General features: G+C 72.6%; 22 protein-coding genes. 16 read left to right on the top strand and 6 right to left on the bottom strand.

Annotated elements, in window-relative coordinates:
- Positions 1 to 71 precede the first annotated feature (71 nt).
- From ACZ4TW_RS20085 to ACZ4TW_RS20120, 8 genes are all read left to right on the top strand, one after another.
- On the top strand, positions 72 to 971 hold the full coding sequence (locus ACZ4TW_RS20085) for a fructose-bisphosphatase class II (RefSeq protein WP_465545816.1): 900 nt from the start codon (positions 72 to 74) through the stop codon (positions 969 to 971).
- Between the two features lie 43 nt (positions 972 to 1,014).
- Entirely contained in the window at positions 1,015 to 1,737 is a 723-nt protein-coding gene (locus ACZ4TW_RS20090; RefSeq protein ID WP_465545681.1) for a FadR/GntR family transcriptional regulator, read from the top strand.
- A gap of 68 nt (positions 1,738 to 1,805) precedes the next feature.
- Entirely contained in the window at positions 1,806 to 3,257 is a 1,452-nt protein-coding gene (locus ACZ4TW_RS20095) for a four-carbon acid sugar kinase family protein (protein WP_465545683.1), read from the top strand.
- Between the two features lie 49 nt (positions 3,258 to 3,306).
- The gene (locus ACZ4TW_RS20100) at positions 3,307 to 4,236 is read left to right on the top strand and encodes an NAD(P)-dependent oxidoreductase (RefSeq protein ID WP_465545685.1); all 930 of its coding nucleotides are present in this window, start codon (positions 3,307 to 3,309) and stop codon (positions 4,234 to 4,236) included.
- 45 nt (positions 4,237 to 4,281) lie between these two features.
- Positions 4,282 to 5,787, top strand: a complete 1,506-nt coding sequence (locus ACZ4TW_RS20105; RefSeq protein ID WP_465545687.1) for a GntP family transporter — start codon at positions 4,282 to 4,284, stop codon at positions 5,785 to 5,787.
- A gap of 189 nt (positions 5,788 to 5,976) precedes the next feature.
- Positions 5,977 to 6,978: a class II fructose-bisphosphatase gene (glpX, locus tag ACZ4TW_RS20110; RefSeq protein ID WP_465545689.1), complete on the top strand. Its 1,002-nt coding sequence runs from the start codon at positions 5,977 to 5,979 to the stop codon at positions 6,976 to 6,978.
- A gap of 57 nt (positions 6,979 to 7,035) precedes the next feature.
- Positions 7,036 to 8,409 (top strand): MFS transporter, encoded by a 1,374-nt coding sequence (locus ACZ4TW_RS20115; protein WP_465545691.1) that lies wholly within the window; start codon positions 7,036 to 7,038, stop codon positions 8,407 to 8,409.
- A gap of 64 nt (positions 8,410 to 8,473) precedes the next feature.
- Positions 8,474 to 8,866, top strand: a complete 393-nt coding sequence (locus tag ACZ4TW_RS20120) for a VOC family protein (RefSeq protein ID WP_465545692.1) — start codon at positions 8,474 to 8,476, stop codon at positions 8,864 to 8,866.
- Between the two features lie 43 nt (positions 8,867 to 8,909).
- Here the strand turns inward: ACZ4TW_RS20120 and ACZ4TW_RS20125 are convergent, their stop codons facing one another.
- The 3 genes from ACZ4TW_RS20125 to ACZ4TW_RS20135 all read right to left on the bottom strand — a co-directional run bounded on the left by ACZ4TW_RS20125 (position 8,910) and on the right by ACZ4TW_RS20135 (position 12,007).
- Entirely contained in the window at positions 8,910 to 10,262 is a 1,353-nt protein-coding gene (locus tag ACZ4TW_RS20125) for a DNA recombination protein RmuC (protein ID WP_465545694.1), read from the bottom strand.
- 132 nt (positions 10,263 to 10,394) lie between these two features.
- A complete protein-coding gene (locus tag ACZ4TW_RS20130; protein ID WP_465545818.1) occupies positions 10,395 to 11,201 on the bottom strand; it encodes an SDR family oxidoreductase in 807 nt (268 codons plus the stop codon).
- Positions 11,202 to 11,389: 188 nt separating this feature from the next.
- The gene (locus ACZ4TW_RS20135) at positions 11,390 to 12,007 is read right to left on the bottom strand and encodes an exonuclease domain-containing protein (RefSeq protein ID WP_465545696.1); all 618 of its coding nucleotides are present in this window, start codon (positions 12,005 to 12,007) and stop codon (positions 11,390 to 11,392) included.
- A 109-nt stretch (positions 12,008 to 12,116) separates the two neighbouring features.
- Between ACZ4TW_RS20135 and ACZ4TW_RS20140 the strand changes: the two genes are divergently transcribed.
- On the top strand, positions 12,117 to 12,911 hold the full coding sequence (locus ACZ4TW_RS20140) for a class I SAM-dependent methyltransferase (RefSeq protein WP_465545698.1): 795 nt from the start codon (positions 12,117 to 12,119) through the stop codon (positions 12,909 to 12,911).
- A 21-nt stretch (positions 12,912 to 12,932) separates the two neighbouring features.
- Here ACZ4TW_RS20140 and ACZ4TW_RS20145 read toward each other — a convergent pair whose 3' ends face one another.
- Both ACZ4TW_RS20145 and ACZ4TW_RS20150 read right to left on the bottom strand, forming a co-directional pair.
- Positions 12,933 to 15,143 carry a caspase family protein gene (locus ACZ4TW_RS20145; RefSeq protein WP_465545700.1) on the bottom strand — a complete coding sequence of 737 codons (2,211 nt, stop codon included), beginning with the start codon at positions 15,141 to 15,143 and terminating at the stop codon, positions 12,933 to 12,935.
- Positions 15,144 to 15,193: 50 nt separating this feature from the next.
- Positions 15,194 to 17,266, bottom strand: a complete 2,073-nt coding sequence (locus ACZ4TW_RS20150; RefSeq protein ID WP_465545702.1) for a DUF7363 domain-containing protein — start codon at positions 17,264 to 17,266, stop codon at positions 15,194 to 15,196.
- 138 nt (positions 17,267 to 17,404) lie between these two features.
- Between ACZ4TW_RS20150 and ACZ4TW_RS20155 the strand changes: the two genes are divergently transcribed.
- The 5 genes from ACZ4TW_RS20155 (at position 17,405) to ACZ4TW_RS20175 (ending at position 21,073) form a co-directional block, all read left to right on the top strand.
- Positions 17,405 to 18,304: a DMT family transporter gene (locus ACZ4TW_RS20155; protein WP_465545704.1), complete on the top strand. Its 900-nt coding sequence runs from the start codon at positions 17,405 to 17,407 to the stop codon at positions 18,302 to 18,304.
- A 17-nt stretch (positions 18,305 to 18,321) separates the two neighbouring features.
- The gene (ychF, locus tag ACZ4TW_RS20160; RefSeq protein WP_465545706.1) at positions 18,322 to 19,395 is read left to right on the top strand and encodes a redox-regulated ATPase YchF; all 1,074 of its coding nucleotides are present in this window, start codon (positions 18,322 to 18,324) and stop codon (positions 19,393 to 19,395) included.
- 201 nt (positions 19,396 to 19,596) lie between these two features.
- Entirely contained in the window at positions 19,597 to 20,163 is a 567-nt protein-coding gene (locus ACZ4TW_RS20165) for a DUF4240 domain-containing protein (protein WP_465545708.1), read from the top strand.
- A 240-nt stretch (positions 20,164 to 20,403) separates the two neighbouring features.
- Positions 20,404 to 20,739: a hypothetical protein gene (locus ACZ4TW_RS20170; protein ID WP_465545710.1), complete on the top strand. Its 336-nt coding sequence runs from the start codon at positions 20,404 to 20,406 to the stop codon at positions 20,737 to 20,739.
- A gap of 127 nt (positions 20,740 to 20,866) precedes the next feature.
- Entirely contained in the window at positions 20,867 to 21,073 is a 207-nt protein-coding gene (locus ACZ4TW_RS20175; RefSeq protein ID WP_465545712.1) for a hypothetical protein, read from the top strand.
- A gap of 67 nt (positions 21,074 to 21,140) precedes the next feature.
- Here the strand turns inward: ACZ4TW_RS20175 and ACZ4TW_RS20180 are convergent, their stop codons facing one another.
- Positions 21,141 to 21,479, bottom strand: coding sequence for a YciI family protein (locus ACZ4TW_RS20180; RefSeq protein ID WP_465545713.1), 339 nt, complete (start codon positions 21,477 to 21,479; stop codon positions 21,141 to 21,143).
- Positions 21,480 to 21,666: 187 nt separating this feature from the next.
- On the opposite strand from ACZ4TW_RS20180, the gene ACZ4TW_RS20185 reads away from it, so the two are divergent.
- Together ACZ4TW_RS20185 and ACZ4TW_RS20190 are read left to right on the top strand one after the other, a co-directional pair.
- Entirely contained in the window at positions 21,667 to 22,266 is a 600-nt protein-coding gene (locus ACZ4TW_RS20185) for an RNA polymerase sigma factor (RefSeq protein WP_465545715.1), read from the top strand.
- 76 nt (positions 22,267 to 22,342) lie between these two features.
- On the top strand, positions 22,343 to 23,632 hold the full coding sequence (locus ACZ4TW_RS20190) for a hypothetical protein (protein ID WP_465545717.1): 1,290 nt from the start codon (positions 22,343 to 22,345) through the stop codon (positions 23,630 to 23,632).
- The last annotated feature ends 71 nt before the right edge of the window (positions 23,633 to 23,703 follow it).

Consider the following 23,703-nt stretch of genomic DNA (forward strand, 5'->3'; position numbering starts at 1 on the left):
GTGTCGAGCCCGCCTCAGGTGCGCGAGCGGATGCCGCGGGCGCGATCGGGCACGATGGACGCGTGCCCTCCATGCCGCTCGACGTCCACCCGCTCGCCCTCGGCCTCGCCGAGGCGACGCGGCTCGCGGCGGTCGCGGCGATGCCGTTCGTCGGGAGCGGGGATCGCGGCGCCGTCGACGGTGCGGCGGTCGCGGCGATGCGCGCGGCGCTCGCCCGCCTGGACGTCGAGGGTCGCGTCGTCGTCGGCGAGGGCGAGAAGGACGAGGCGCCGATGCTGCACCTCGGTGAGCGGTTCGGCACCGGGCGCGGCCCCGCGATCGACATCGCGGTCGATCCCGTCGACGGCACGAGCCTCGCCGCGGCCGGGCTCCCCGGGGCCATGGCGATCATGGCCGTCGCGCCGCGTGGCGCGTTCCTCGACATCGGGCCGGCGCACTACATGGCCAAGCTCGTCAGCCGGGTGCCCGGGCTCGAGCTCGACGCGCCGGTCGGCGAGACGGTCGGGCGGATCGCCGCCGTGCGCGGCGTTCCCGTCGGCGCCGTGCGCGTGGCGGTGCAGGACCGGCCGCGGAACGCGGCGCTCGCGCGGGCGGCCGCCGACGCGGGGGCGCGCGTCGAGCGGTTCGCGCACGGCGACGTCGAGCGATGCCTGCGCGCGGCAATGCCCGACGGCGACCTCGACCTCGTGATCGGCATCGGCGGTGCGCCCGAGGGCGTGCTCACCGCGGCGGCCGTGCGGGCGCTCGGCGGGTGGATGCAGGCGCGGCTCGCGCCGCAGTCGGCCGCCGAGGCCGGACGCGTGGGCGCGTCCGGCGTCGCCGCCGATCGGGTGGCGGGACTCGAGGAGCTGTGCGGTCACGCGATTGCGGTCTTCCTCACCGCGGTCACCCCGTGCGACCTCGGACCGGGGCGCCGGCTCGCGCCAGGGGAGTCGTGGGCGCTCGGGTCGGCGGAGGCCCTCCTGGATTAGTCTGGACGCACCTGTCGGAGAGCTGCCAGCTGATCGGAGCCGCATGCCGCGCAAGTCGCTCGTCGCCACCGTGGCCGATGCCGTCCTCGACGGAATCGTGCGCGGCGACCTCGCGCCCGGCGACGCCCTGCCGAGCGAGGCCGAGCTCGGCGCCATCCATGATGTCAGCCGCATCACCGTGCGCGAGGCGATCAAGACGCTGCAGGCGCAAGGGGTCATCCGCGTCGAGAACGGCCGCGGCAGCTACGTGCAGCCGGTGGCGGAGTGGGTCTCGCTCGACGCCGTGCTGCGCGTCACGTCGGCCGGAGGTCGCGACGACGACGTGGCGGTGCAGCTGATCGAGGTGCGCCGGATGCTCGAGACCGGGGCCGCGGCGCTCGCCGCCGCGCGGTGCAGCGACGACGACCTCGCCCAGCTGGCGGACTACGTCGACCAGATGCGCGAGTCGAGCGAACGCGGCGACGTCGACGCGTTCGTGATCGCCGACCTCGCCTTCCACGATGTCATCCTCCGCGCGAGCGGCAACGTGTTCCTGCGCGTCATGTTCGAACCGCTCACGCGCGTCCTCGCCGAGCGGCGCGCGCAGACCTCGCGCGTGCCCGACATCCAGGCGCACGCGATCGATGAGCACGCCGCGGTCCTCGACGCGCTTCGCACGGGAGAGCCCGAGACCGCCCGACGCGCGATGGACCGGCACATGGACCAGACCATGGACGACCTCCGGCGCTACGTACTCGACGCCGGCCCCACCGAGGCGCCGGCGTAGGAGGAGGCGCTGGGCTTGACATCCGTCGGGCGGGCGGTAACCTATATGACAGCAGATAGCAGACGGGAATGATCGCCGTCTGCGGATACGAAGGAGTAGCCACCGTGAACGAACGCGAACTGCTCGCGGCCTTCCCGACCGTCGCCGAGGTGCCGGCTTCGCGCGTCGCCGCAGCGGTCGCCGACGCGCCCCGCACGCTCGTCGTCCTCGACGACGACCCCACCGGCACCCAGTCCGTCTCCGGTCTCCCCGTGCTCACGAGCTGGGAGGTCGCCGACCTCGCCTGGGCCCTCGACCAGGGCGCGCCCGCCGTCTACGTGCTCACCAACACGCGCAGCCTCGACCCGGCCACGGCGGCCGAGCGCAACCGCCAGGTCGTCCGCAACGCGCTCGACGCGGCATCCGGTCGCCCGCTCGGCTTCGTGAGCCGCGGCGACTCGACGCTCCGCGGGCACTTCCCGCTCGAGACCGACGTGATCGCCGACGAGCTCTCGGCCGCCGGCGCCGCCGAGATCGACGGCGTGGTGATCGTCCCGGCGTTCCCCGACGCCGGGCGGGTCACCATCGGCGGGGTTCACTACATGCGCCAGGACGGCGGGCTCACCCCGATCGCCGAGACCGAGTTCGCGCGCGACTCGACCTTCGGGTACTCCGAGTCGGACCTCTCGCGCTGGGTCGAGGAGAAGACCGGCGGCCGCGACCGCGCCGACGGGGTGATCGTGCTCGACCTCGGCGTGATCCGCGCCGGAGCGGAGGCCGTCGCCGACGCACTCGCCGCGGCATCGGCCCGACGGCCGGTCGTCGCCGACGCCGTCACCGAGGATGACCTCCGGCTGCTCGCGCTCGGACTGGAGCTCGCCGAGCGCGCCGGCAAGCACTTCCTGTACCGCGTCGGCCCGCCGTTCGTGCGCGCCCGGATCGGACAGGAGCAGCGCCATCCGCTCACCGCCCCCGAGATCTTCGGTGCGCGGCCGGTCGCGACGGTCGGCGGGCTCGTCGTCGTCGGCTCGCACGTCGGGCTCACGTCGCGCCAGCTCGCCGCGCTCCGTCGCGAGCGGCCGGGCGCCGTCACGTTCGAACTCGACGTCGACCGCGTCATCGCGGGCCAGGGCGCGGACGCCCTCCTCGCGGAGGTGGCCGAGGGGATCGCCACCGCGCTCGAGACCGGCGACGTGATCGTGCACACCAGCCGCACGCTCGTGAAGACGGACGACCCCGACGAGAGCCTCGACATCTCGCGCCGCGTCTCGGCCGCCGTCGTCGACGTCGTCCAGCGCACGCTCGCACTCCGCGCGCCTCGCTACGTCATCGCCAAGGGCGGCATCACCTCCAGCGACGTCGCCTCGCACGGCCTCGGCATCCGCCACGCCACCGTCCGCGGGCCGATGCTGCCCGGCATCGTCTCGCTCTGGGAACCCGCTGACGGCCCCGCCGCCGGCATCCCGTACATCGTCTTCGCCGGCAATGTCGGCGACGACGACTCGCTGGCCGACGTCGTCGACGTCCTGAGCGCCGCCTGACCCGACCCCCCCCGAACCTCCACCTCGACCTCGACCAAGGAAGATCGACATGACCACCGTCACCGCTGGCCGCACCGCCGGCCGCACCGCCACCGTCGCCGTGCTCGGCCTCGGCGCCATGGGCCTGCCCATGGCCACGCGCCTGACCACCGGACTCGCCGTGCACGGGTTCGACATCGCGGAGCCCCGCCTCGAGCTCGCCGCCGCCGCGGGCGTCACTCCGTACGGCTCCGCCCGCGAGGCCGTCGCCGGCGCCGACGCCGTGCTGCTCGCGGTGCGCGACGCCGCCCAGCTCGACGACGTGCTCTTCGCCGACGGCACCGGCATCGCCCCGTCGCTGGCACCGGGCGCCGTCGTCATCCTCACGAGCACGGTCGGCACGGATGGCATCCCCGCCGTCGTCGAGCGCCTGGCCTCGCACGGCGCCGACCTCGTCGACGCGCCGCTGTCGGGCGGGCCCGCACGCGCGGGCGCCGGCGACCTGCTCATCGTCGTGGGCGCGGCGCCCGCCGCACTCGAGAAGGCCCGGCCCGTCCTCGAGCTGCTCGCGTCGACCCTCACCGTGGTCGGCGACGCACCGGGCGACGGGCAGGCGCTGAAGACGGTGAACCAGCTCCTCTGCGGCGTGCACATCGCGGCGGCCGCCGAGGCGCTCGCGCTCGCCGATGCACTGGGGCTCGACCTCGAGAAGACCCTCGACGCGCTGCAGGCCGGCGCGGCCGGCTCGTTCATGCTCGGCAACCGCGGCCCTCGCGTGCTCCAGGCCTACGACGAGGGCGGCGCCGAGGTGCTCAGCCGCCTCGACATCTTCGTCAAGGACATGGGGATCGTCGGCAAGGCCGCCCGAGCCGCCGGCCTGGCGACCCCCGTCGCCGCGGCCGCCGAGCAGCTCTACCTGATCGGCCAGGCGCAGGGCCTCGGCGCCGCCGACGACTCGGCGGTCGTCCGGGCCGTGGCGCCCGAACGCCGCAGCCGCTGACCGCTCCGACCACATCCGATTACCCTCAACGTCAAAGGAGACACCATGTCGACGATCGCCCTGCTGGCCATCGCGGCGGGAGGCATCGGCCTCCTCCTGCTGCTCATCATCAGATTCAAGGTCCATGCGTTCCTCGCGCTGCTCATCGTCAGCGTGCTCGTCGGCCTCGCCGCCGGCCTGCCGCTCGCGACGATCCCGGCGACCGACGACCAGCCCGAGCAGCTCGGCATCATCCCGGCGATCATCGCGGGAATGGGCGGCACGCTCGGCTCGGTCGCGATCCTCGTCGCGCTGGGCGCGATGCTCGGCAAGATCATCGAGCTCTCCGGCGGGGCCGAGAGCCTCGCGGGCCGGTTCACCAAGCTCCTCGGGCCCAAGCGGATCGCCGGGGCGCTGACCGCGGCGGCGCTCGTGCTCGCCATCCCGGTCTTCTTCGACGTCGGGTTCATCGTGCTCGTGCCGATCATCTACGGCTTCGCCAAGCTGGCCGACGTCGACCCCGTCAAGTTCGGCCTGCCGATCGCCGGCATCATGCTCGCCGTGCACGTGTCCGTGCCGCCGCACCCGGGCATCGTCGGTGGCGCCGCGCTGCTCGGCGCCGACCTCGGCTGGATCACGCTCATCGGCCTCGCGATCACCATCCCCCTCGGCGTGCTCTCGCACTTCATGTCCAAGTGGCTGAACCGCCGCGACTACCCCATGCTGCCGGCGACGGCCGAGGCGTTCCACGCCTTCGGCGCCGAGCGCGACGGCAGCGGCACGGTCGGCTTCGGGGGCAGCGGCGGCAGCGGCGGCTCGACCGGCGGCTCGCGTCGCGGCCTGACGCCGACGGGCGCGACCGCACTCCTCACCCGCACCGAGGCGGCGCCGAGCGCCGGCATGATCGTGGCCCTCATCGTCACCCCGCTGGTCATGATCGGCCTGGGAACGGTCGGTGCGACCCTGCTCCCGGCCGGCGACCCCGTGCGCGACGTGCTCGGCTTCATCGGGGCGCCCATCTTCGCGCTCCTGGTCACCGTCCTGCTCGCCGGCTACCTGCTCGGCATCCGCCGCGGCTGGAGCACCGCGCACCTCGCCGAGGTCTTCGAGTCGGCGCTCGGTCCGGCCGCGGTCGTGATCCTCGTCACCGGCGCCGGCGGCGCATTCGCCAAGATCCTCACCGAGTCCGGCATCGGCACCGCGCTCGCCGACACCCTGCTCGCGACCGGCCTGCCGCTGCTCGTCCTGGCGTTCCTCGTGTCGCTCGCGCTGCGTGCCGCGCAGGGGTCGGCGACCGTCGCGATCCTCACCACGGCGGGCCTGCTCGCGGCGAGCATCACCGAGGGCGGCTACTCGACCGTGCAGGTCGCGCTGCTGGCACTCGCGATCGCGTTCGGCGCGCTCGGCCTCTCGCACGTCAACGACTCGGGCTTCTGGGTCGTGACGCGGTACCTCGGCCTCTCGGTCCGCGACGGCCTGCGCAGCTGGACGGTGCTCACCACCACGCTCGGCATCGCCGGCTTCGTGATGGTCGCGATCGTGTGGAGCATCGTCAGCGCCGCCGGCGTCTGATCCGTTCCACGTCGACGGTCGAAGGATGCCGGGAGCCCGCGTCGCGCGGAGCCTCCCGGCATCCTTCCGTCTGGACCATCCGTTAAGAATCCTCGAACTTTCATGCCGTAACGCCGTCATCGGACGGTTGCCGGATGGCCGCCGTCAGTAGGCTCGAAACGATCCCACGACTTCATGGAGGACACCTCGATGGTGAGCACCGACACCGAAAGCCTCTACCTGCACCCCGACCGCAACATCGCGCTCGAGCTGGTGCGTGCGACCGAGGCGGCCGCCATCCGCTCGTACCCGTGGATCGGCCGGGGCGACAAGCTCGCCGCCGACGGCGCCGCGGTCGACGCGATGCGCGCGTTCCTCGGCACGGTCAACTTCGACGGCGTCGTGGTGATCGGCGAGGGCGAGAAGGACGAGGCGCCCATGCTGTTCAACGGCGAGAAGGTCGGCAACGGGCGCGGCCCGGCGTGCGACATCGCGGTCGACCCGATCGACGGCACGTCGCTGACCGCGGCCGGCCGCCAGAACGCGCTGTCGGTCATCGCGGTCGCCGACCGCGGCACCATGCTCGACGCGTCATCCGTCTTCTACATGGACAAGATCGTGACGGATGCCTCGGGCATCGGCGTCGTCGACATCCGCAAGCCGATCGGCGAGAACCTGCGGGCGCTGGCGAAGGCGAAGGGCAAGGAGGTCGGCGAGCTGCGGGTCGCGGTGCTGAACCGGCCGCGGCACGAGCAGCTGATCGCCGACATCCGCGCCGCGGGCGCCGGCACGCGGCTGATCTCCGACGGCGACGTCGCCGGTGGCATCAACGCGGCCCGGTACGAGTCGCGCATCGACATGTGCGTCGGCATCGGCGGCAGCCCCGAGGGCATCACGACCGCGTGCGCGATCAGGGCGCTGGGCGGGTTCATGCAGGGCCGGCTCGCCCCGAAGGACGACGAGGAGCGCGCGCGCGGCGAGGCCGCCGGGCTCGACTGCGACAAGGTGTACGAGCTCGACGACCTGGTGCGCAGCGACAACACGTTCTTCGTCGCCACGGGCGTGACCGACGGCGAGCTCGTCGACGGCGTACGCAAGAAGGGCCCGATCATCCGCACCGAGTCGATCGTGCTGCGCGGCCGGTCGGGCACGATCCGCCGCGTCATCGCCGACCACCTGGTCGAGAAGTGGCTCGACGAAGCCGACCGCTGACGCTGCGCTGAGCCGAGCCGCTCGCCCCGTGTCGGTCGGATGCCCCAGACTGGGCGGGTGAGCCCCGAGACGAACTTGCCGCGGGCCTTGCGCCCGTTCGCCTCCGGACAGTACCGCCTGCTCGCCGTCGCGCTCGCCGCGTCGCTGTTGTCGGCGGGCGCCTGGATCGTCGCGGCCGCCTGGCAGGTGATCGAGCTCGGCGGATCGCCGATCGACCTGTCGATGGTGGCGGTCGGCGCGAGCCTCGGACTGGTGGCCGCGGTGCTCGTCGGCGGCGTGGCGGCCGACCGGGTGCCGCAGCGCCGTATCCTGCTCGTCGTCGAGGTCGTGCGCGCCGTCGTCTTCGCGATCGCAGGCACGCTCGCGGTGACCGGCACGATCGAGGTGTGGCACCTGGCCGTGCTCTCGTTCGTGCTCGGTGTCGCCGACGGCTTCTTCTACCCGGCGTACTCGGCGTGGCTGCCCGCGATCCTGCCGGCAGGGCAGCTGCTCGCGGCGAACGGCGTCGAGGGCGTGCTGCGGCCGGTCGCCCAGAACGCGGCCGGGCCTGCGGTCGCGAGCGCCCTGATCGCGGTTCAGGCCCCGTGGCTGGCGTTCCTGGTCGTCGCGGGCCTGCAGGTCGTCGCGATCGTCGGCCTCGGGCTGATGCGCACCACGGCCGTTCGCCGGGATCTCGAGGCGGCCCCGTCGCATCCGGTGCGGCAGATGTTCGCCGACCTTCGCGACGGCTTCGCCTACCTGATGCGCACGCGGTGGCTGTTCGCGACGCTGGCGTTCTCGATCCTGCTCGTGCTCGTGGTGATCGGTCCGATCGAGGTGCTCATCCCGTTCGCGGTGCGCGACCAGACAGGCGGCGGCGCCGGCGAGTTCGCGCTCGTGCTCGCGGCGTTCGGCCTCGGCGGTGCGGTGGGCTCGCTCCTCGTCGCATCGTTCCGGCTCCCGCGGCGGTACCTCACGCTCATGATCCTCGCGTGGGGATTCGGGTGCGTGCCGCTCGCCGTGATCGGCGTGACCCCGTGGCTGTGGGTCATGGTCGTCGCGACGTTCATCGTCGGCTTCCTGTTCGACGGGGCACAGGTCGTGTGGGGCACGCTGTTGCAGCGGCGCGTCCCACCGGCGATGCTCGGACGCGTCTCGAGCCTCGACTTCTTCGTCTCGCTCGCGCTCATGCCGCTCTCGATGGCGGTTGCCGGCCCGGTGGGCGAGTGGCTCGGACTCGCACCGGCCTTCCTCATCGCCGGGCTCGTGCCGCCCTTGCTCGCGCTGGTGACGCTCGCCGCGGCGCGGCTCGGGGAGGACGAGCTCGCGCACCCGCTCGACGACGGCGCCATGGACGCGACGCAGGTCACCGGCGCCGAAGCGGCGGCCGGGTTCGCCGCGCCGGTCGACGAACCGCACCCGTCGAGCGAGCGGCCCGAGGCCGGCGCCTGACCGTGCAGCCCTCGACGGCACGGCCATCCCGTGCCAGTGTGGGCGCAAAACGGAGGAGGACGGCATGGTCGACATTCGAGAGGCGTTCCCGGGATTCAGCGTCGACGACATCGACGCCGCGCGCGAGTTCTACGGGTCGAAGCTCGGGCTGCCCGTCGCCGAGGAGGCGATGGGCGGTCTGCGTCTGACACTGCCCTCGGGCCAGCCGATCTTCGTGTACCCGAAGCCCGATCACGAGCCGGCATCGTTCACGATCCTGAACTTCGTCGTGCCCGACATCGGCAGGGCGGTCGACGACCTGAACGAAGCGGGAGTCGTGACGAAGATCTACACCGAGGGTTGGGCCTACGGCACGGATGAACGTGGAATCCTCTACAGCTCCGAGCAGAATCCGGGCCCGAACATCGCCTGGTTCCGCGACCCGGCGGGGAACGTGCTGAGCATCATCGAGATGTGATCGCTCGCTCCGACACCGCGTCGCGCATTCCGCGCGGCCCTGCTCACTCCCGAACCGCGTCGCTCGACTCGAGCTCGCGACGCAACTGCGGGTCGAGGTCGGCCTGCTCGTGCGAGACCAGCTCGTAGGCCGCGAGTTCGCGCGGGGCCTCCTCGATGCCCTTCAGCGGCGCGAGCACCTTCGACTCGTCGAGCGCGCCGAGCTTGCGAGCGGTCGGGAGCACCTGGCGCTCGAGGGAGCCGACGAACGCGTTGTAGTCCTTGACGCTGCGCTCGATCGTGCGGCCCAGCTTCTCGATGTGCCCGGCCGTCGTGGCGAGGCGCGAGTAGAGCTCGCGGCTGAGGTCGAACAGGGTCTTCGCCTCATTGGTGAGCACATCCTGCTGCCACGAGTAGGCGACGGTCTTCAGTACGGACCACAGGGTGACGGGGGAGGCGAGCGCGACGCGCTTGCCGAACGCGAACTCCATGATGCCGGGATCGGCTTCGAGCGCGGAGGAGACCAGCGACTCGCTCGGGATGAAGGCGATCACGAGTTCGGGCGAGGCGTCGAGCCCGTTCCAGTACGACTTGGACCCGAGCGCCGTGACGTGGGCACGGACGGCGGCGACGTGCTGCCTGAGGAAGTCGGCACGCTTGGCCGCGTCGGCACCCGTCGCCGTCGCCGGGATCTGGCTCGCCTCGAGGTATGCGTTGAACGGCACCTTGGCGTCGACCGCGATCGACTTCCCGCCGGGCAGGTGCACGATCATGTCGGGCCGGCCGGCGCCCGAGTCGCTCGAGATGCTCGACTGCACGTCGAAGTCGACGCGCTCGATGAGCCCGGCCGCCTCGACGACGCTGCGCAACTGGGTCTCGCCCCAGACGCCGCGCGTGCTGTTCGAACGCAGCGCCGACGCCAGCGACTCGGCCGTCGCCCGGAGCCGTTCCTCGGACTCGGCGGCCGAGCGCAGCTGCTGCGCCAGCTCGCCGTGCTGGAGCGTGCGCTGCGACTCGAGCTCGGTGACCTTGTGCTGCATCTCGCTGAGCGACTGCTTCACGGGAGCGAGCGCCTGGAGCACGCGGCTCTCGGCGGCGTCGCGCGCCTCGCGTGCGGCGACCTCGGCGCGCTGGCGCTCGACGAGCTCGCGGTACTGCTGCCGGGCCGTCTCGATCTGCTCGCGGAGGCCCTCGGCCCGTGCCTGGGTCGCCGCGAGCTCCTCGCGCAGCAGCGCCCTGGCCGCCTCTTCGCCCGCGCGGACCTCGGCGATCATCGCCTGGTGGCGCGCCTCGACGAGCGCCGGATCCTCGCGGAGGGCCACCTCGGCCGCCTGCCGCCGCGCGGCGAGCAGGTGCGTCGCGAGCGCGCCGAGCGCGGCGCCGACGAGGAGGCCGATGACGAGGAGCAGGAGGTCCATGCCGTCAGTGTGTCAGCGGCCCCCGACATCGGTCGGGAGGCGCCGCGCGTTGCGCGACTTCGGCAGCTCGTGCGCCATCCCAGTGGGCGCAGCGAACCGCCGCGTGGCGCAACGCGCAACGCGCACCGCCGGTCAGCCGCGTCGCCAGTCGTCGCCCGTCAGGTGCGAGCCGGCCTGCGGGCCCATCTGCAGCATGCCGCCGTCGACCACCCACGATGCGCCGGTGACGTACGCCGCCTCGGGCGAGGCGAGGAACGCGATCACGGCCGCGATCTCGCGCGCATCGCCGGGTCGGCCGAGCGGCACGCCGGGCCGATGCACGGTGCGCGGGTCCACGTCCTCCTGATCCGTCATGGGCGTGGCGATCTCGCCGGGCGCGACGCTGTTGGCGGTGATGCCGTGCTGCCCGAGCTCGAGCGCGATGGTCTTCACGAGGCCGCCCAGCCCGTGCTTCGCGGCGTCGTAGGCGCTCGAACCGACGCGCGGCTGGTGCTCGTGCACGCTCGTCACGGCGATCAGCCGGCCGCCGCGACCGGCGTCGACCATGCGCCGCGCCGCGCGCTGCAGGCACACGAACGGCCCGTCGAGGTCGGTGGCCACCACGTGACGCCACTCGTCCCACGTCTGCTCGGTGAACGGCGTCGACGCGCCCGTGCCGGCGTTGTTCACGAACACGTCGACCCCGCCGAGGCGGTCGCACAGCTCGTCGACGACGTCGCCGCAGGCCGGCGCGTCCGCCGCATCGAGGCGGGCGACCTCGGCCCGCCGTCCGTGCGAGCGCACCTCGTCGGCGGTGGCCTGCGCTCCCTCCTCGTCGGTGTGGAACGTGATCCCCACGTCCATGCCCGCGGCGGCGAGCGCCACCGCGGTGGCGCGGCCGATGCCCGAGTCGGCCCCCGTCACGATCGCCCTGCGGGGCGCCCCCGCAACATCCGTCATGTCGGTCATCCCGGCTCCCTCCGTCGTGCGTCGAGCCAAGCCGACGCCGACCGCGTACGCGAGGGGGTTGACCGCACGCCGCGGCCCCCTCGACCGAGAGGCGCAGCGCTGCGCCACCTCCGCGGCTCGCGCGCCATCCCGACCGGCGCGGCGGACGCCGAAGTGGCGCAACCGTGGCGCGACGGCCGCTACTGCAGCGCCATGGGCCCGTGCTCCGCGGCCTGCGCTGCCGCGGCGGCCGCGCCGATCGCGCCGACGCGCACGCGCGTGACGTGCGCGAGCAGCTCGAGGTCGTCGGCCTCGTGCCGCTTCGCCGCATGCAGGACGATCGCGGCGCAGGCCTCGGCGTCGGCCAGCGCATCGTGGTGCGAGAAGTCCTCGAAGCCGGCCGCCATGGCCGCGGACGGGAGCCGGTACGAGTCGAGGTGGTAGGTGCGCCGGGCGACCTGGAGGCTGCAGAGGTACCGGAAGTCGGGCACCGCGAGCCCGTGCGCCTCGGAGGCCTTGACGATGACGCCCATGTCGAAGCCGGCGTTGTGCGCGACCAGCCAGTCGTCGCCCGCGAACTCGCGGAGGAACGGCAGGTGCACCTCCCACCCGTCGGCCCCGGCGACCATGTCGCGCGTGATGCCGTGGATGCGGACGTTCCACTCCGAGAACTCGTCGTGCGGGAACGGCGGCCGGATGTAGCGGTGCTCGCGTTCGACCACGCGGCCGTCGACGACCTTCACGAGTCCGACCGAGCAGGCCGATGCAGCGGACGGGTTGGCGGTCTCGAAGTCGATCGCGGTGAAGCTCACTGGCACGAGGGGATCGTCGCACGCGACGCCGACACGGCCGGGCGCGTCGCCCCGCGCGTCGGCGATCCGGCGCCAGGCGGTTGACGGATGGCGGGCCCGGGCGTGGAATGGCACCGTGGAGCAGCCGCAGCACGAGTCCGCGCGCGACCGCGCGGCACTCGTGAAGGATCCCTCGGACCCCGAGACCGTGCGCTCGGCGCGTTCGTTCGGCGCCGCGGCGTCCGTCTACGGCGCCGCCCGGCCCGGCTATCCGGTCGAGGCGGTCGCATGGCTCGTCGGCGACGCGCAGCGGGTGCTCGACCTCGGCGCGGGCACGGGCAAGCTGACCGAGGCGCTGGTCGCGCTCGACCTCGACGTGATCGCGGTCGACCCGGTCGAGGAGATGCTCGAGGAGCTCGAGGTGCAGGTCCCGGGGGTGCCGCGAATCCTCGGCACCGCCGAGGACATCCCGGTCGAGGATGCCTCGGTCGACGCGGTCGTCGCCGGGCAGGCGTGGCACTGGTTCCAGCGCGAGCGCGCGGTGCCCGAGATCGCGCGCGTCCTCCGCCCGGGCGGCACGCTCGGCATCGTCTGGAACAGCCGCGACACGTCGGTGGCCTGGCTCAGGGAGGCCGGGGCGATCATGCACGAGCGCCACGACGCGTCGGCGACCTTCGAGGAGTACGTGCGGGTCGGCCGGCCCTTCGGTCCCATCGAGGAGCACCGGGTCGACTGGGTCGAGCGGATGTCGCGTGCGAAATTCCTCGACCTGGTGCGCTCGCGAAGCCACTTCATCACGGCCGCGCCGGCCGAGCAGCGATCGGTGATCGCCGCGCTCGAGACCCTGCTGAGGACGCACCCCGACGTGGCCGGTGCTGAGGAGCTGGCGGTCCCGTACGTGACGCGCTGCTTCCGCGCGCGCCTGGGCTGATCGCCGCCGCGGCTGTCCGGCTCACGCCTCGAGCACGTCGGCGACCGCCCGCAGCAGCGCCGCCACGGCGGCCGTGCGCCGATCCGCGACGGCGCCCGGCGTGCCCGGCCGCAGCCCGGCCGGCCCCGTGCCATCCGACCCGCCGCCGGCCTCGCCCGGCCTCGACCCCGGTCCGGATGCGGGCCCGGCGGGCGTCGGCTCGGCCTCCTTGCTCCGACGCGCGGGGCCGAGCAGCACGCGCCCGGCCAGCACGTCGCTGCCGTGGATCTCGGGGGTCTGCCGCCGGCGGTCGCCGAACGCCTCGAGCACCGCATGGTGGAACTCGCGGTTGCGCAGGCCGGCCGAGGTCGGCGCGGCCAGCAGCGGTGCCGCGATCCGCGTGAAGTCGCCGTGCCCCGCCGACTCCCAGGCGACCTCGGTCGACCGGCACGCGCTGAAGAGGAACTCGCGTCCGGTGCGCGGCGACCGTCGGGCGGGACGTCCCCGCCGTTCGGCGGCGCGCACCGCCCTCAGGGCCTCGGCGCGCTCGGGCGTCGCGGCCTCGGTGCCTCGCCGGCGACGGAACGCCGCGACGGCCGCATCGTCGAGGTCGACCCATCGTGCGAGCGCGTCGTCGGGCAGTTCCTCGGCGGGTGCGCGGTTGGCCTCGCCGGAGTGGCAGCAGTCGAAGAAGAGCGTCAGGCTGACCCCGCTCGGGATGACCTCCCAGATGCGCGCGAGGTCGTCGTCGAGGATCAGCGCGCCGTCGCGGAAGTCGACCGGGCAGAGCGCCTCGTCCTCCGACTCCTCGCCGGCGGTCTCGTCGCCGTCGAGGTCGGGTGCCGTCGTGCCGTGCCCCGAGTACTGGATCGCGAGCACGTCGCCGGGCGCCGCCTCGCTCACGAGGTCCAGGATGGCGGTGAGGATCGCCTCGCGCGTGGCCTGCTCGTTCGTGACCGAGGTGACGTCGAAGTCGCGAGCCTCGAACGCCTCGCGCCACATCGTCGCGTCGGCGACGCAGCCGCGGAGGCGGTCGCGCGGCGTCGGGTACTCGTCGATGCCGATGCACAGCGCGCGCCGGCTCGACCGGCCGGCCCGGCTGGTCGCGGCGGGGTCGTCGACGACCGCCTCGGGCAGCATGATCTCGCGTGAGCCGGCCACCGTGGAGAACGAGTCCACGTCGGCTCGGCCCGCGACGCGTCGCAGCACGCTGTCCATGGTGGCGATGTCGTTGTCGAAGCCCCCGTGCGAGCGGCTCCCGCTGCCCGACCTCGGGCCGCGGTCGCGGGGGGCGAGCACGAGCTCGCCATCCGCCGCGGGCGGCCGCGTGATGAACGCCGCGACCGCGCGCGTGCGCGCGATGTCCTTCTCGAGCCCGAGGATCGGCGTGTCCTTCGCCGACTCGAACGAGCGCGACACGAGGTACAGCAGCGACTTGCCGTACAGGCCGACGCACGTGTCGGCCTGCTCGGTCTCGTCGTCCATGTTGAAGATCGCGAGGCGCTCGATCGCGCCGGCCTTGGCACGGCCGAGCAGCTTCTCCGAGAACGTGTCGATCCGCACCGCCGGCGCGAGGAACGACACCGTCTCGAACCGCGGTACGCCCGCGTCGAGCGCGACCGGCAGGAAGTGCGAGTGGAAGATCGAGCCGGCGCTGTGCCCGACCGCGTGCACCGAGACCGCGTTCGGGTTGGCCGCCACGAACCTGCCCAGCTCGCCGGCGACCACGCGGGCCCCGCCGTCGCCGGCGGACGCGGCCGCCGCGTCGACCTTCATATCGTTCCAGATGCCCGGACCGCCGAGCAGCCGGGCCGCGACCTCGATGAAGTTGTCGCGCGCATCGTCGAGCCATCCGCGCCGACCGCCGCTCGCCCACCGGGAGAGCGAGTCGCCGACGGCCGACCAGATGCCCGTCTCCCACACGAAGTGGATCGGGTAGACGCCGTTGCGCTTCCACCACTCGACCTGCTGCTCGGCGATCGCGAAGCCCGACTCCTTGTCGACCAGGCCCCCGTGCGCCCAGAGCACGATCGGGACCGGGCCGGGCCGGTGCTCCTCGAGGAAGGCCGGCAGGTGCGTGCGGAAGATCTCGCGCACGTCGGCCTCGGTCGACGTGTACTCGTCGACCGTCTTGGGCGCGCGGGCTCCTCGCGGGGCGAGGCGACCGTCCTGGAGGTTGACGACATGGGGGCGGAGTGCGGCGAGCCGCTTCGGGCTCAACGTCGACGCGGCCCTGGTCTCGGTGGTGGTCATTGCCGTTCCCCCTTCTGGGCGATCCGCTCCGTCGCGGGTCGCGCCGCTCGTCACTCCACCCGCACGCGCGCATCGGGGTGCGCGTACACCGCATAGGCGAGCGCCGACGCGTCGCCCGCCGCGCTCGCGGCCGCGCGACCGGCACGCGCCGCGCGCGAGATCGTCGAGCCCGCCGCGAGCTCGTCGTAGAACGCCTCGACGAACCGGCTCGCCGGCTCGTCGCCGACCGACCACCCGCATCCGACGAACGCCGCGGCGCCTCCGCGCAGGAACGCCTCGGCGAAGCCGCCCAGGCCCGGGTCGCCCGACGGGAGCCGGCCGACGTCGCACGCGTTGAGCACCACGATCGGGCCGATCGCCTCGGACGCCGGCCGGTGCGGCAGGTCGCGTCGTGCGTCGGCGTCGGTGTACCGGCCGGTGGGCGTCGCGTCGTCGTCGCGGTAGCCGCCGAGCAGGAGCTCCTGGTGCCGGTCGGCGCCGCTCGCCCAACGCCCGTGGCCGGCGAAGTGCAGCAGGTCGAAGCCGCCCGACATGAGGGCCGTGAGGCCGTCCGCGGCATCCGGTTCGACCGCGATCGCCCCGAACCGGCGGTGCACGACCTCGCCCTCGCCGGCCGTGCGCGCGAGCGCGAGCGCCGGCGCGGAGTACTCGGGGCAGAGGTACCGGGCCCGGCTGCGGCGCACCCGGATCGCGGTCGGGTGCGCGGTGTCGTACACCCAGCGGGTCGCGCCGTACTCGGCGATGAAGCGATCGCCGGCGGATGGCTCGCGCCCGGGCTCGTGCACGAGCAGCAGCTCCCACGGCAGGTCGACCTCGCCGGTCGTCTGCACCACGATGCCGTCGAGCTCATCGCGGTGCCTCCAGAGCAGGTCGCGCGCGCGTCGGTCGAGCAGCTGGTCGGCGAGCGCCGCGCCGATCCGCCGGAGCCGGCGATCGGACACGTCCGCGCGCTCCGACGCGGGCAGGTCGGCCAGCTCGGCGCGGAGCCCGGCGATGGACGCGTCGAGGTTGCGCACGAAGCGCGACTTGTCGCCGAGCTTCACCCGGAAGCGGTGCGTCTCACCGCCAGCCGACACCGCTGCATGCAACGTCGAGCGACCGGCGACGAGCTCCTCGTCGAGGCGGAGCGTCGGCAGTGCGGCGACCGTCGGGTCGGGGTCGGTGACGGATGCCGCGACGCGGGCCACGCCCGTCTGGTCGTGGTCGTCGGACCCCACCACCTCGACCGTGAGCCGGAGGGTCGCGAGGGGGAGCTCCGAGTCCTGGCGGACGATGACGGACACCTCTGCGGGGCCCCGATCCACCGCGATGAGCTTGAAGCGCGCCTCGGCCGAGCCCGTGGCGGGCAGCCGGAGCGATCGGGAGCGGAGCGTGCCGAGCGGGAAGCGGAAACCCCGCGGCACGACGGTGACGGTCACGGGTCGCTCGGCGACGACCGGGATGTCGGCCCGATCGTCGACAACGTCGGGCGACGCCTCGATCACGCCCCGGCTGAGTCGCACGAGCAGGGTCGTGGACGATCCCGTGGCGACGATCGGCTTCATCTCGGCCTGCACCTGCGCGGGCACGGTCGGAGCCGGGGCGGGCTGGGTCGGCGCCGGCGCGCTCGGTGCCGGCATCGGCGGCGGCGCCACGGGCGGCACGTGGGTCGGCCCGCGCGTCACCACGTCGCCGGGCATCGGCGCCTCCGCGGGCGGTGCCGCCTCCGGGAGTTCCTCGCCCGCGCCGAAGCCGGGGCCCGGCACGCCGGACAGCTCGAACGCATGCGCGAAGACCGCCGCGTCATCCGCCGTCGCGAACTCGAGCACGACGATCCGGGTTCCCGCCTCGGGGGCGACGATCTCGAAGATCCCGCCGCCGTCGAGGGACCGGAACGGCACGACGGCCGCGGAGCCGTCGGGCAGCGCGAGGAACACCAGCAGCCGTGAGGCATCCGTCGACTGCACCGCCACGCGCACGCGCGGGAATCCGAACGGGCCCGAGTCGGGATCGGGCACCGCGACGACGTCGGCCAGCACCTGCGTCATGCCGATCGGCGGCATCGTCGACGGCAGCGGTGCATCCGCGCCCACGAGCGTCGCGGGCGGCGCGATCTCGACGACGACCCGTCCTGCCTGCAGCATCCGATCCCCTCCCAGGGTCCACCGAGCGGGCCCGGAATGGCGCCCACGAAGCGGACGCTACGCCTGCACGGCCCGCGCCGCATCAGGGTGCGCACCGATGCCGCCGGCGGCGATCGGCGCACCGCATACGCTGGACCGGTGACGCGCGGCCGGGTGTACCTCTTCCTCGCCCTCGCCAACCTGTTCTGGGCCGGCAACTACGTCGTCGGCGAGATGGTGACGCGCGAGGTCACGCCGATCTCGCTCACGTTCCTCCGGTGGGCGTTCGCGTTCCTGCCGCTCATCGCGCTCGCCTGGCTGATCGAGCGCCCGGACTGGCGCGCGGCACTCCGCGAATGGCGGCTGCACCTGCTCCAATCGGTCCTCGGCCTGACGGGCTACACGCTGCTCCTCTACGCCGCGCTGGGACTCACGGGCGCCGTGAACGCCGCGGTGATCAGCGCCGTCAACCCGGCCGCGATCGCGCTCGGTGCGGCGATCTTCCTACGCGAGCGGCTGGGCCGTGTGCAGGTCGTCGGTCTCGTCGTCGCGTTCGCGGGCGTGACGGTCGTGCTCACGGGCGGCGACCTCGGCCTGATCGTCCGGCAGGGGTTCGGCGTGGGCGACCTGCTGGTCCTCGCCTCGGTGCTCGCGTGGACCGTGTACTCGCTGATCTCGCGGCGCCTCGCCACGCCGCCCATCACGGCGACCGCCGTGCAGGGCGTGTTCGCCGTCGTGACGCTCGTGCCGGTCGTCGCGGTCACGGGCCTGTCGCTGCCCTCGAGCGCGGGTGCGGCACTCGGGCTCGCGTACATCGTGCTCTTCCCCTCGATGGCGGGCTACGCCTTCTGGAACATCGGTGCGTCGAAGGTCGGTCCGGCCCGAGCGGGGATCTTCCTCAACCTGTTGCCGGTGTTCACGGTCGCGATCGCGCTCGCGTTCGGCGCGACGCTCGAGCCGCCTGCCGTGGTCGGCGGTGCGCTGGTCATCGCCGGCGTGTACCTGACGCTCCACCAGCGGCGGGCGAAGGTCGACGATCAGGCTCCGCGACCGGCCTGACGGTACGATGGACGCCCGTGGCACTCACCATCGGAATCGTCGGCCTCCCCAACGTCGGCAAGTCGACCCTCTTCAACGCCCTGACCAAGAACACGGTGCTCGCGGCGAACTACCCCTTCGCGACGATCGAGCCCAACATCGGCGTGGTGAACCTGCCCGACCCGCGGCTCGAGACGCTCGCGAAGATCTTCGGATCGGAGCGAATCCTGCCCGCGGCCGTGTCGTTCGTCGACATCGCCGGCATCGTGAAGGGCGCCAGCGAAGGCGAGGGCCTCGGCAACAAGTTCCTCGCGAACATCCGCGAGGCCGACGCGATCGCACAGGTCGTGCGCGGTTTCGAGGACTCCGACGTCGTGCACGTCGAGGGCGTCGTCGACCCGAAGAACGACATGGAGACGATCAACGCCGAGCTGATCCTCGCCGACCTCGAGACGCTGGAGCGCGCCATCGCGCGCTACGAGAAGGAGGTCAAGGGCAAGAAGCTCGACCCGTCGGTGCTTGCCGCCGCGAAGGAGGCGCAGGACGTCCTGCAGCGGGGCACGCCGCTCTCAGCCTCGAAGGTCGACATCGCCCCCATCGCCGAGCTCGGCCTGCTCACGGCGAAGCCGTTCATCTACGTCTTCAACGTCGACGAGGCGGTGCTGACGGATGCCGCGAGGAAGGCCGAGCTGGCGGCGCTCGTGGCGCCCGCCGAGGCGGTCTTCCTCGACGCGAAGATCGAGTCCGAGCTCATCGACCTCGACCCCGAGGACGCCGCCGAGCTCCTCGCCTCCACCGGCCAGGAGGAGTCGGGCCTCGACCAGCTCGCGCGCGTCGGATTCGACACGCTCGGCCTGCAGACCTACCTCACGGCCGGCCCCAAGGAGTCGCGCGCCTGGACCATCCGCAAGGGCTGGAAGGCCCCGCAGGCCGCCGGCGTCATCCACACCGACTTCGAGAAGGGCTTCATCAAGGCCGAGGTCATCTCGTTCGACGACCTCGTCGAGACCGGGTCGGTCGCCGAGGCGCGCGCCAAGGGCAAGGCCCGCATGGAGGGCAAGGACTACGTCATGCAGGACGGCGACGTGGTCGAGTTCCGGTTCAACGTGTAGCTGGTCCCACGTCGAAATCACGGCTGTGAAGGTCGACGGGAGTGAGCCCCGGAGCGCGGATGGTAGGAATGTCGCGTGATTCGCACTCCCAGATCCTTGCTGTGGTCGGCCGCCGCGGCCGTCCTCGCTGCCCTGGCTCTCACGGGATGCTCGGGCGATGCCGGTTCAGCCATCAGTACTCCGCGCGATCGGTTCTCGGTGGTGAACCCGGGGGACGACCTATGGCAGGGCGACGCTGAGGGGTGCCGAAGCGGCACGCTAGAGGAAACCGACCCCGCGGTCGCGAGCGCGCTCGCGGTCGCGATGCCCGAGGTCGAGTTCTGGGAGCTGATCGAGGTGATGGACGGCGGCCACGCCGAGGACGATTTCCGTCGCCTGTCGGAGGCGCTCGCGAAGCGCCCTATCGACGACCTGGTCGCGTTCGACGCGCGTCTCGCGCTGTCGCTCTACGCGCTCGACGACGAGTGCCGCCTGCTCCGGTACAGGGACGACGACCCGTACGGCATTGGCTTCGTCAGCGAGGATGTCTTCCTGTACGCACGAGCCGACGTGGTGAGCATGGGCAAGGGCGCATGGGATTCCGCGATCGCCGACGGGCGGCTCCCGGTGCGGATGTCAGAAGGCATCGGCGAGCTTCTCCTCTACGTCGCCCTGGATGCATCCATCGCTCAGGGAATGGAGGAGTACGCGATCTGGGAACTGGAACGTGAGCGGTTCTCGCTCAGCTACGAGTCGGGGAGCAATCCGGCCGGCTGGCCGGAGCCGTGAGCGCCTCGCTCGACCTCGTACCCAAAGGACAACACTGACGACGTGCTGGATGATCAGCCGCGCGAATTTCGCAATCTCGTTGGTGCTTGAGTTCATCGGATCGAGTGAGGCGCGAATCGAGTGCGTCAGCGTGCTCGAAATCTGAGGTCATCGTGGCGCGAGAGGTCCCCGTGTTGGAACGGTGGAGTTTCGTCACAGTCAGGCATCTCGTCGCAACGCTCGCGTTCTAGTCTCACGGGTATGCGCAACACTCCTCCGGCACGCCGTGTGATCCGCCTGTTCCCGGAGTACGGCCGTAAATGGCCCCTTTGGGAGAACTCGACTCCGACGTGGGATGTCGGGTACTCGACGACGCCAGACATGTACGGATTGTCCGAGGAGCTGGCGCGAGACATGGCCGAGTGGAACGCTCTGTGGGACTCGAGCTTCGACCCGTTCGATGGTTGGAAGAGTGATGCGGCGCGCGAGAAGTGGCGCGACGACGGCGTCGACATCGCGGCACGCTTGGGCGCTGAGGTCGCTGACTTCGCCGATGTGAAGTACGAGCCGTGGCCGCTCGGTAGTTGGAGCGAATAATGGTCGAGTTCCGCTTCCAGGCAACCTCTGGCCAGACGTGAAGCAGGGGCCCAACGGGCGCGGGAGCCATGCCAGTTGGTACGGCGAACTCGCGGGCGTCATCGTGATCGGTCTGATCATCGTGGTCATGACGTTCGCCTTGGTCGACTTCTGGGTCAGCGCGGGGGGAAACCTGCGTTCGGATGTCGATCTGGGGGGACGATGGGGCAAGGGCACAGTGGGCAGCGCGATGTTCGCGTTCGGACTCATCATCGTCCTTCTGACCGCGTACGCGCTGTACTCCATCCGATCGCTGAAGCGCGGCTGGCCGCCCGGCCGTTCACGCCGACCCTAGACCACAAGTGGTCGAGTTCCGGTTCAACGTGTAGGCCCGGGGGAGTAATCGCCGGCCCTGGATCGGATCAGCCGATCCGTCGGACCTCCTGGGGCCACCCGCACGCCTCGGCGACCCTCCCGGCCCACGCCTTCGCCGCCTCGTCGTCCGCGACATCCACGATCGTCAGGCCGCCGAGGAACTCCTCGGTCACCCGGAAGGGCCCGTCGGTGATCTCGAGGGTGCCGCTCGTCGCGTCGGCGCTGAAGGCCGTGTCGGGGTGTTCCAGCCCACCGGCGTACACATACACGCCCGCGTCCTTCATCTCCTCCACGACCGCCGCGGCGAGCGGGCCGCGCTCGATGATCCACTCCTCGGGGTGGTTGCCCACCCACTGCTGGTTGAAGTAGATGATGTACTGGGTCATCGTCCACCCTTCATCCCTGTCAGCGCTTCGTTCACCTGGGAGTCCGCGCGGGACCGGTGCCCTCCTCGGAGGCTACGGCAACTGCGCCTGCTCCGGCAGTGCTCCTCCGGTCATCTCGTGACCGGTCCGTGACCATCGGGCGCGGGGAGCCGTGCAAGACTCGCGTCAGTCGCGACAGAGTCAGGGTGTGAGGATCGCCAGCACCGACGCCGCAGCCGACGACACGACCGGGGGAGTGCCGATGCCCGACCGCGCGGAGCCGCATGCCGAGGAGCACGCCGAGCGCGACGAGCGCGGCGATGACCTGGCGTGGTTCACCGCGGTCGTGCACGCGCACTCGACCGCGATCGTCAGGTACTTCGCGCGTCGCGGGCCGCGGCAGGACGCGGAGGACCTGGCCGCTGACGTGTTCGCGACCGCGTGGCGGCGCCGCGACGACGTGCCGCGCGAGGCGGTGCTGCCGTGGTTGTACCGCACAGCCGGGTTCACGCTCGCCAACCACCGGCGCAAGCTCGTCGACCTGCCCGTCGACCAGGTGCCCGAGACCGCCGAGGCGCGTGTCGGCGAGGACCCGGAACTCAGCGCGCTGTTCGACGCCGAGCTGCGCGGCGCGCTCCTGAGCGTCGGCGAACGCGATCGGCGCATCCTGCTCCTGCACGCGTGGGAAGGCCTCGACGGCGAGGCGCTCGCGCAGGTGCTCGGCATCTCCCGGTCGGGCGCCGACGCCGCGCTCTCGCGGGCCCGCACGCGACTCCGCGAGGCGTGGGGCGAGCGGATGTCGTTCTGAGCCCTGCCGCGTGCAAGATTCGACGACCACGGCACACATGCATGGGTGAGACCGGATGCCACGGAGGGTGAACGACATGGACGACGACGAGCAGCGCGACCCGCTGGACCGACTGCGCGCCGCCGACCCCGCGGCCGGGCTCGAGCCGCGCGACGGGTTCGCCGACGAGGTCGTCCACGCCGCGGCCGGGTCACCCGGTGGGAGTGCCGCGCCCGTGACCGACCTCGGCTCGGAACGCGCTCGCCGGAGACCGGCCTGGACCACGCTCGCGGCCGTCGCGGCCTCGCTCCTCGTCGTGGGCGCCGTCGGCTACGGCGTCGGCTCGGCGACCGGGGGCACGACGAACCTCGCCGGCGGCGCAGCGCCGCCCATCTCGCTGCCGACCGGTGCCGACGCCGCCACGACGGAACAGGGCATGATGCCGGAGCCCTCGACCGGCGACCTCAAGATGTCGGGACCTGGCGTCGGCGGCATGATCTACCCCTACGGTGCCGGTCGCAACTCGTTCAGCGCGTCGGGGCTCTCGACGTCGGATGGCACGGCGGCGACGTTCGCGTTCGATGCGCGCGCGGCATCCGATGCCGGCACGATCGCGGCGCTCGCCGCGGCGCTGGGCGTCGAGGGCACGCCCCGGCTCGAGAACGGCTCGTGGACCGTGGGCCCGCAGGACGGCAGCGGCCCGACCCTCGGGGTGTCACTCGACGGCACGCTGGGGTTCTGGTACTCCGACCCGGGCCTCAACCCCTGGCAGTGCGCCGACGGTGCGGAGACGTGCGAGCCTGCAGGCGACCTCCCGAGCGAGCAGGCGGCCGTCGATGCGCTCCGCTCCCTGCTGTCCGCGACGGGCCGCGATCCGTCAGGCTATGAGTTCACGTCCGAGACCTGGGACGGCGCCGTGACCCGGTCCGCGCAGGCGTGGCCGGTGGTCGACGGCCAGCGCATCGACCAGGCGTGGACCGTCGAGCTCTCGAACGACGGGATGGTCAGCGCCTCGGGCGCGCTCGCCGAGCTCTTCGCGCTCGGCGACTACCCGGTCGTCAGCGAGCAGGAGGCGTTCGAGCGGCTCTCCGACCCGCGTTTCGGCGCGCAGATGACCGCACTGCCGATCGCGCTGCGCGACGCGGCCGTCACGACCGACGAGTGGGTGCCGCCGACCGAGCCGCCCGCCGCGCCGAGCCCCGGCAGCGTGGTCTCGTGGCCGGTCGCCGACGTCGAGATCGTCGAGGCCCGTCTGGGGCTCGCCAGCCAGTGGCAGCCCGACGGCAGCGTGCTGGTCGTGCCGGCGTACGAGTTCACGGATGCCGACGGCGGCACCTGGTCGGTCATCGCGATCGCGGAGTCCGAGCTCGACTTCGCGAGCGAGTAGTGGTGCCGGGGCCTGTCGCCGAGCGATGGAGTGCGACTAGGGTCGAGGCATCCCGCGACGGAGCGGGGGTG

This window comes from Agromyces sp. NPDC029043, from assembly GCF_055564615.1.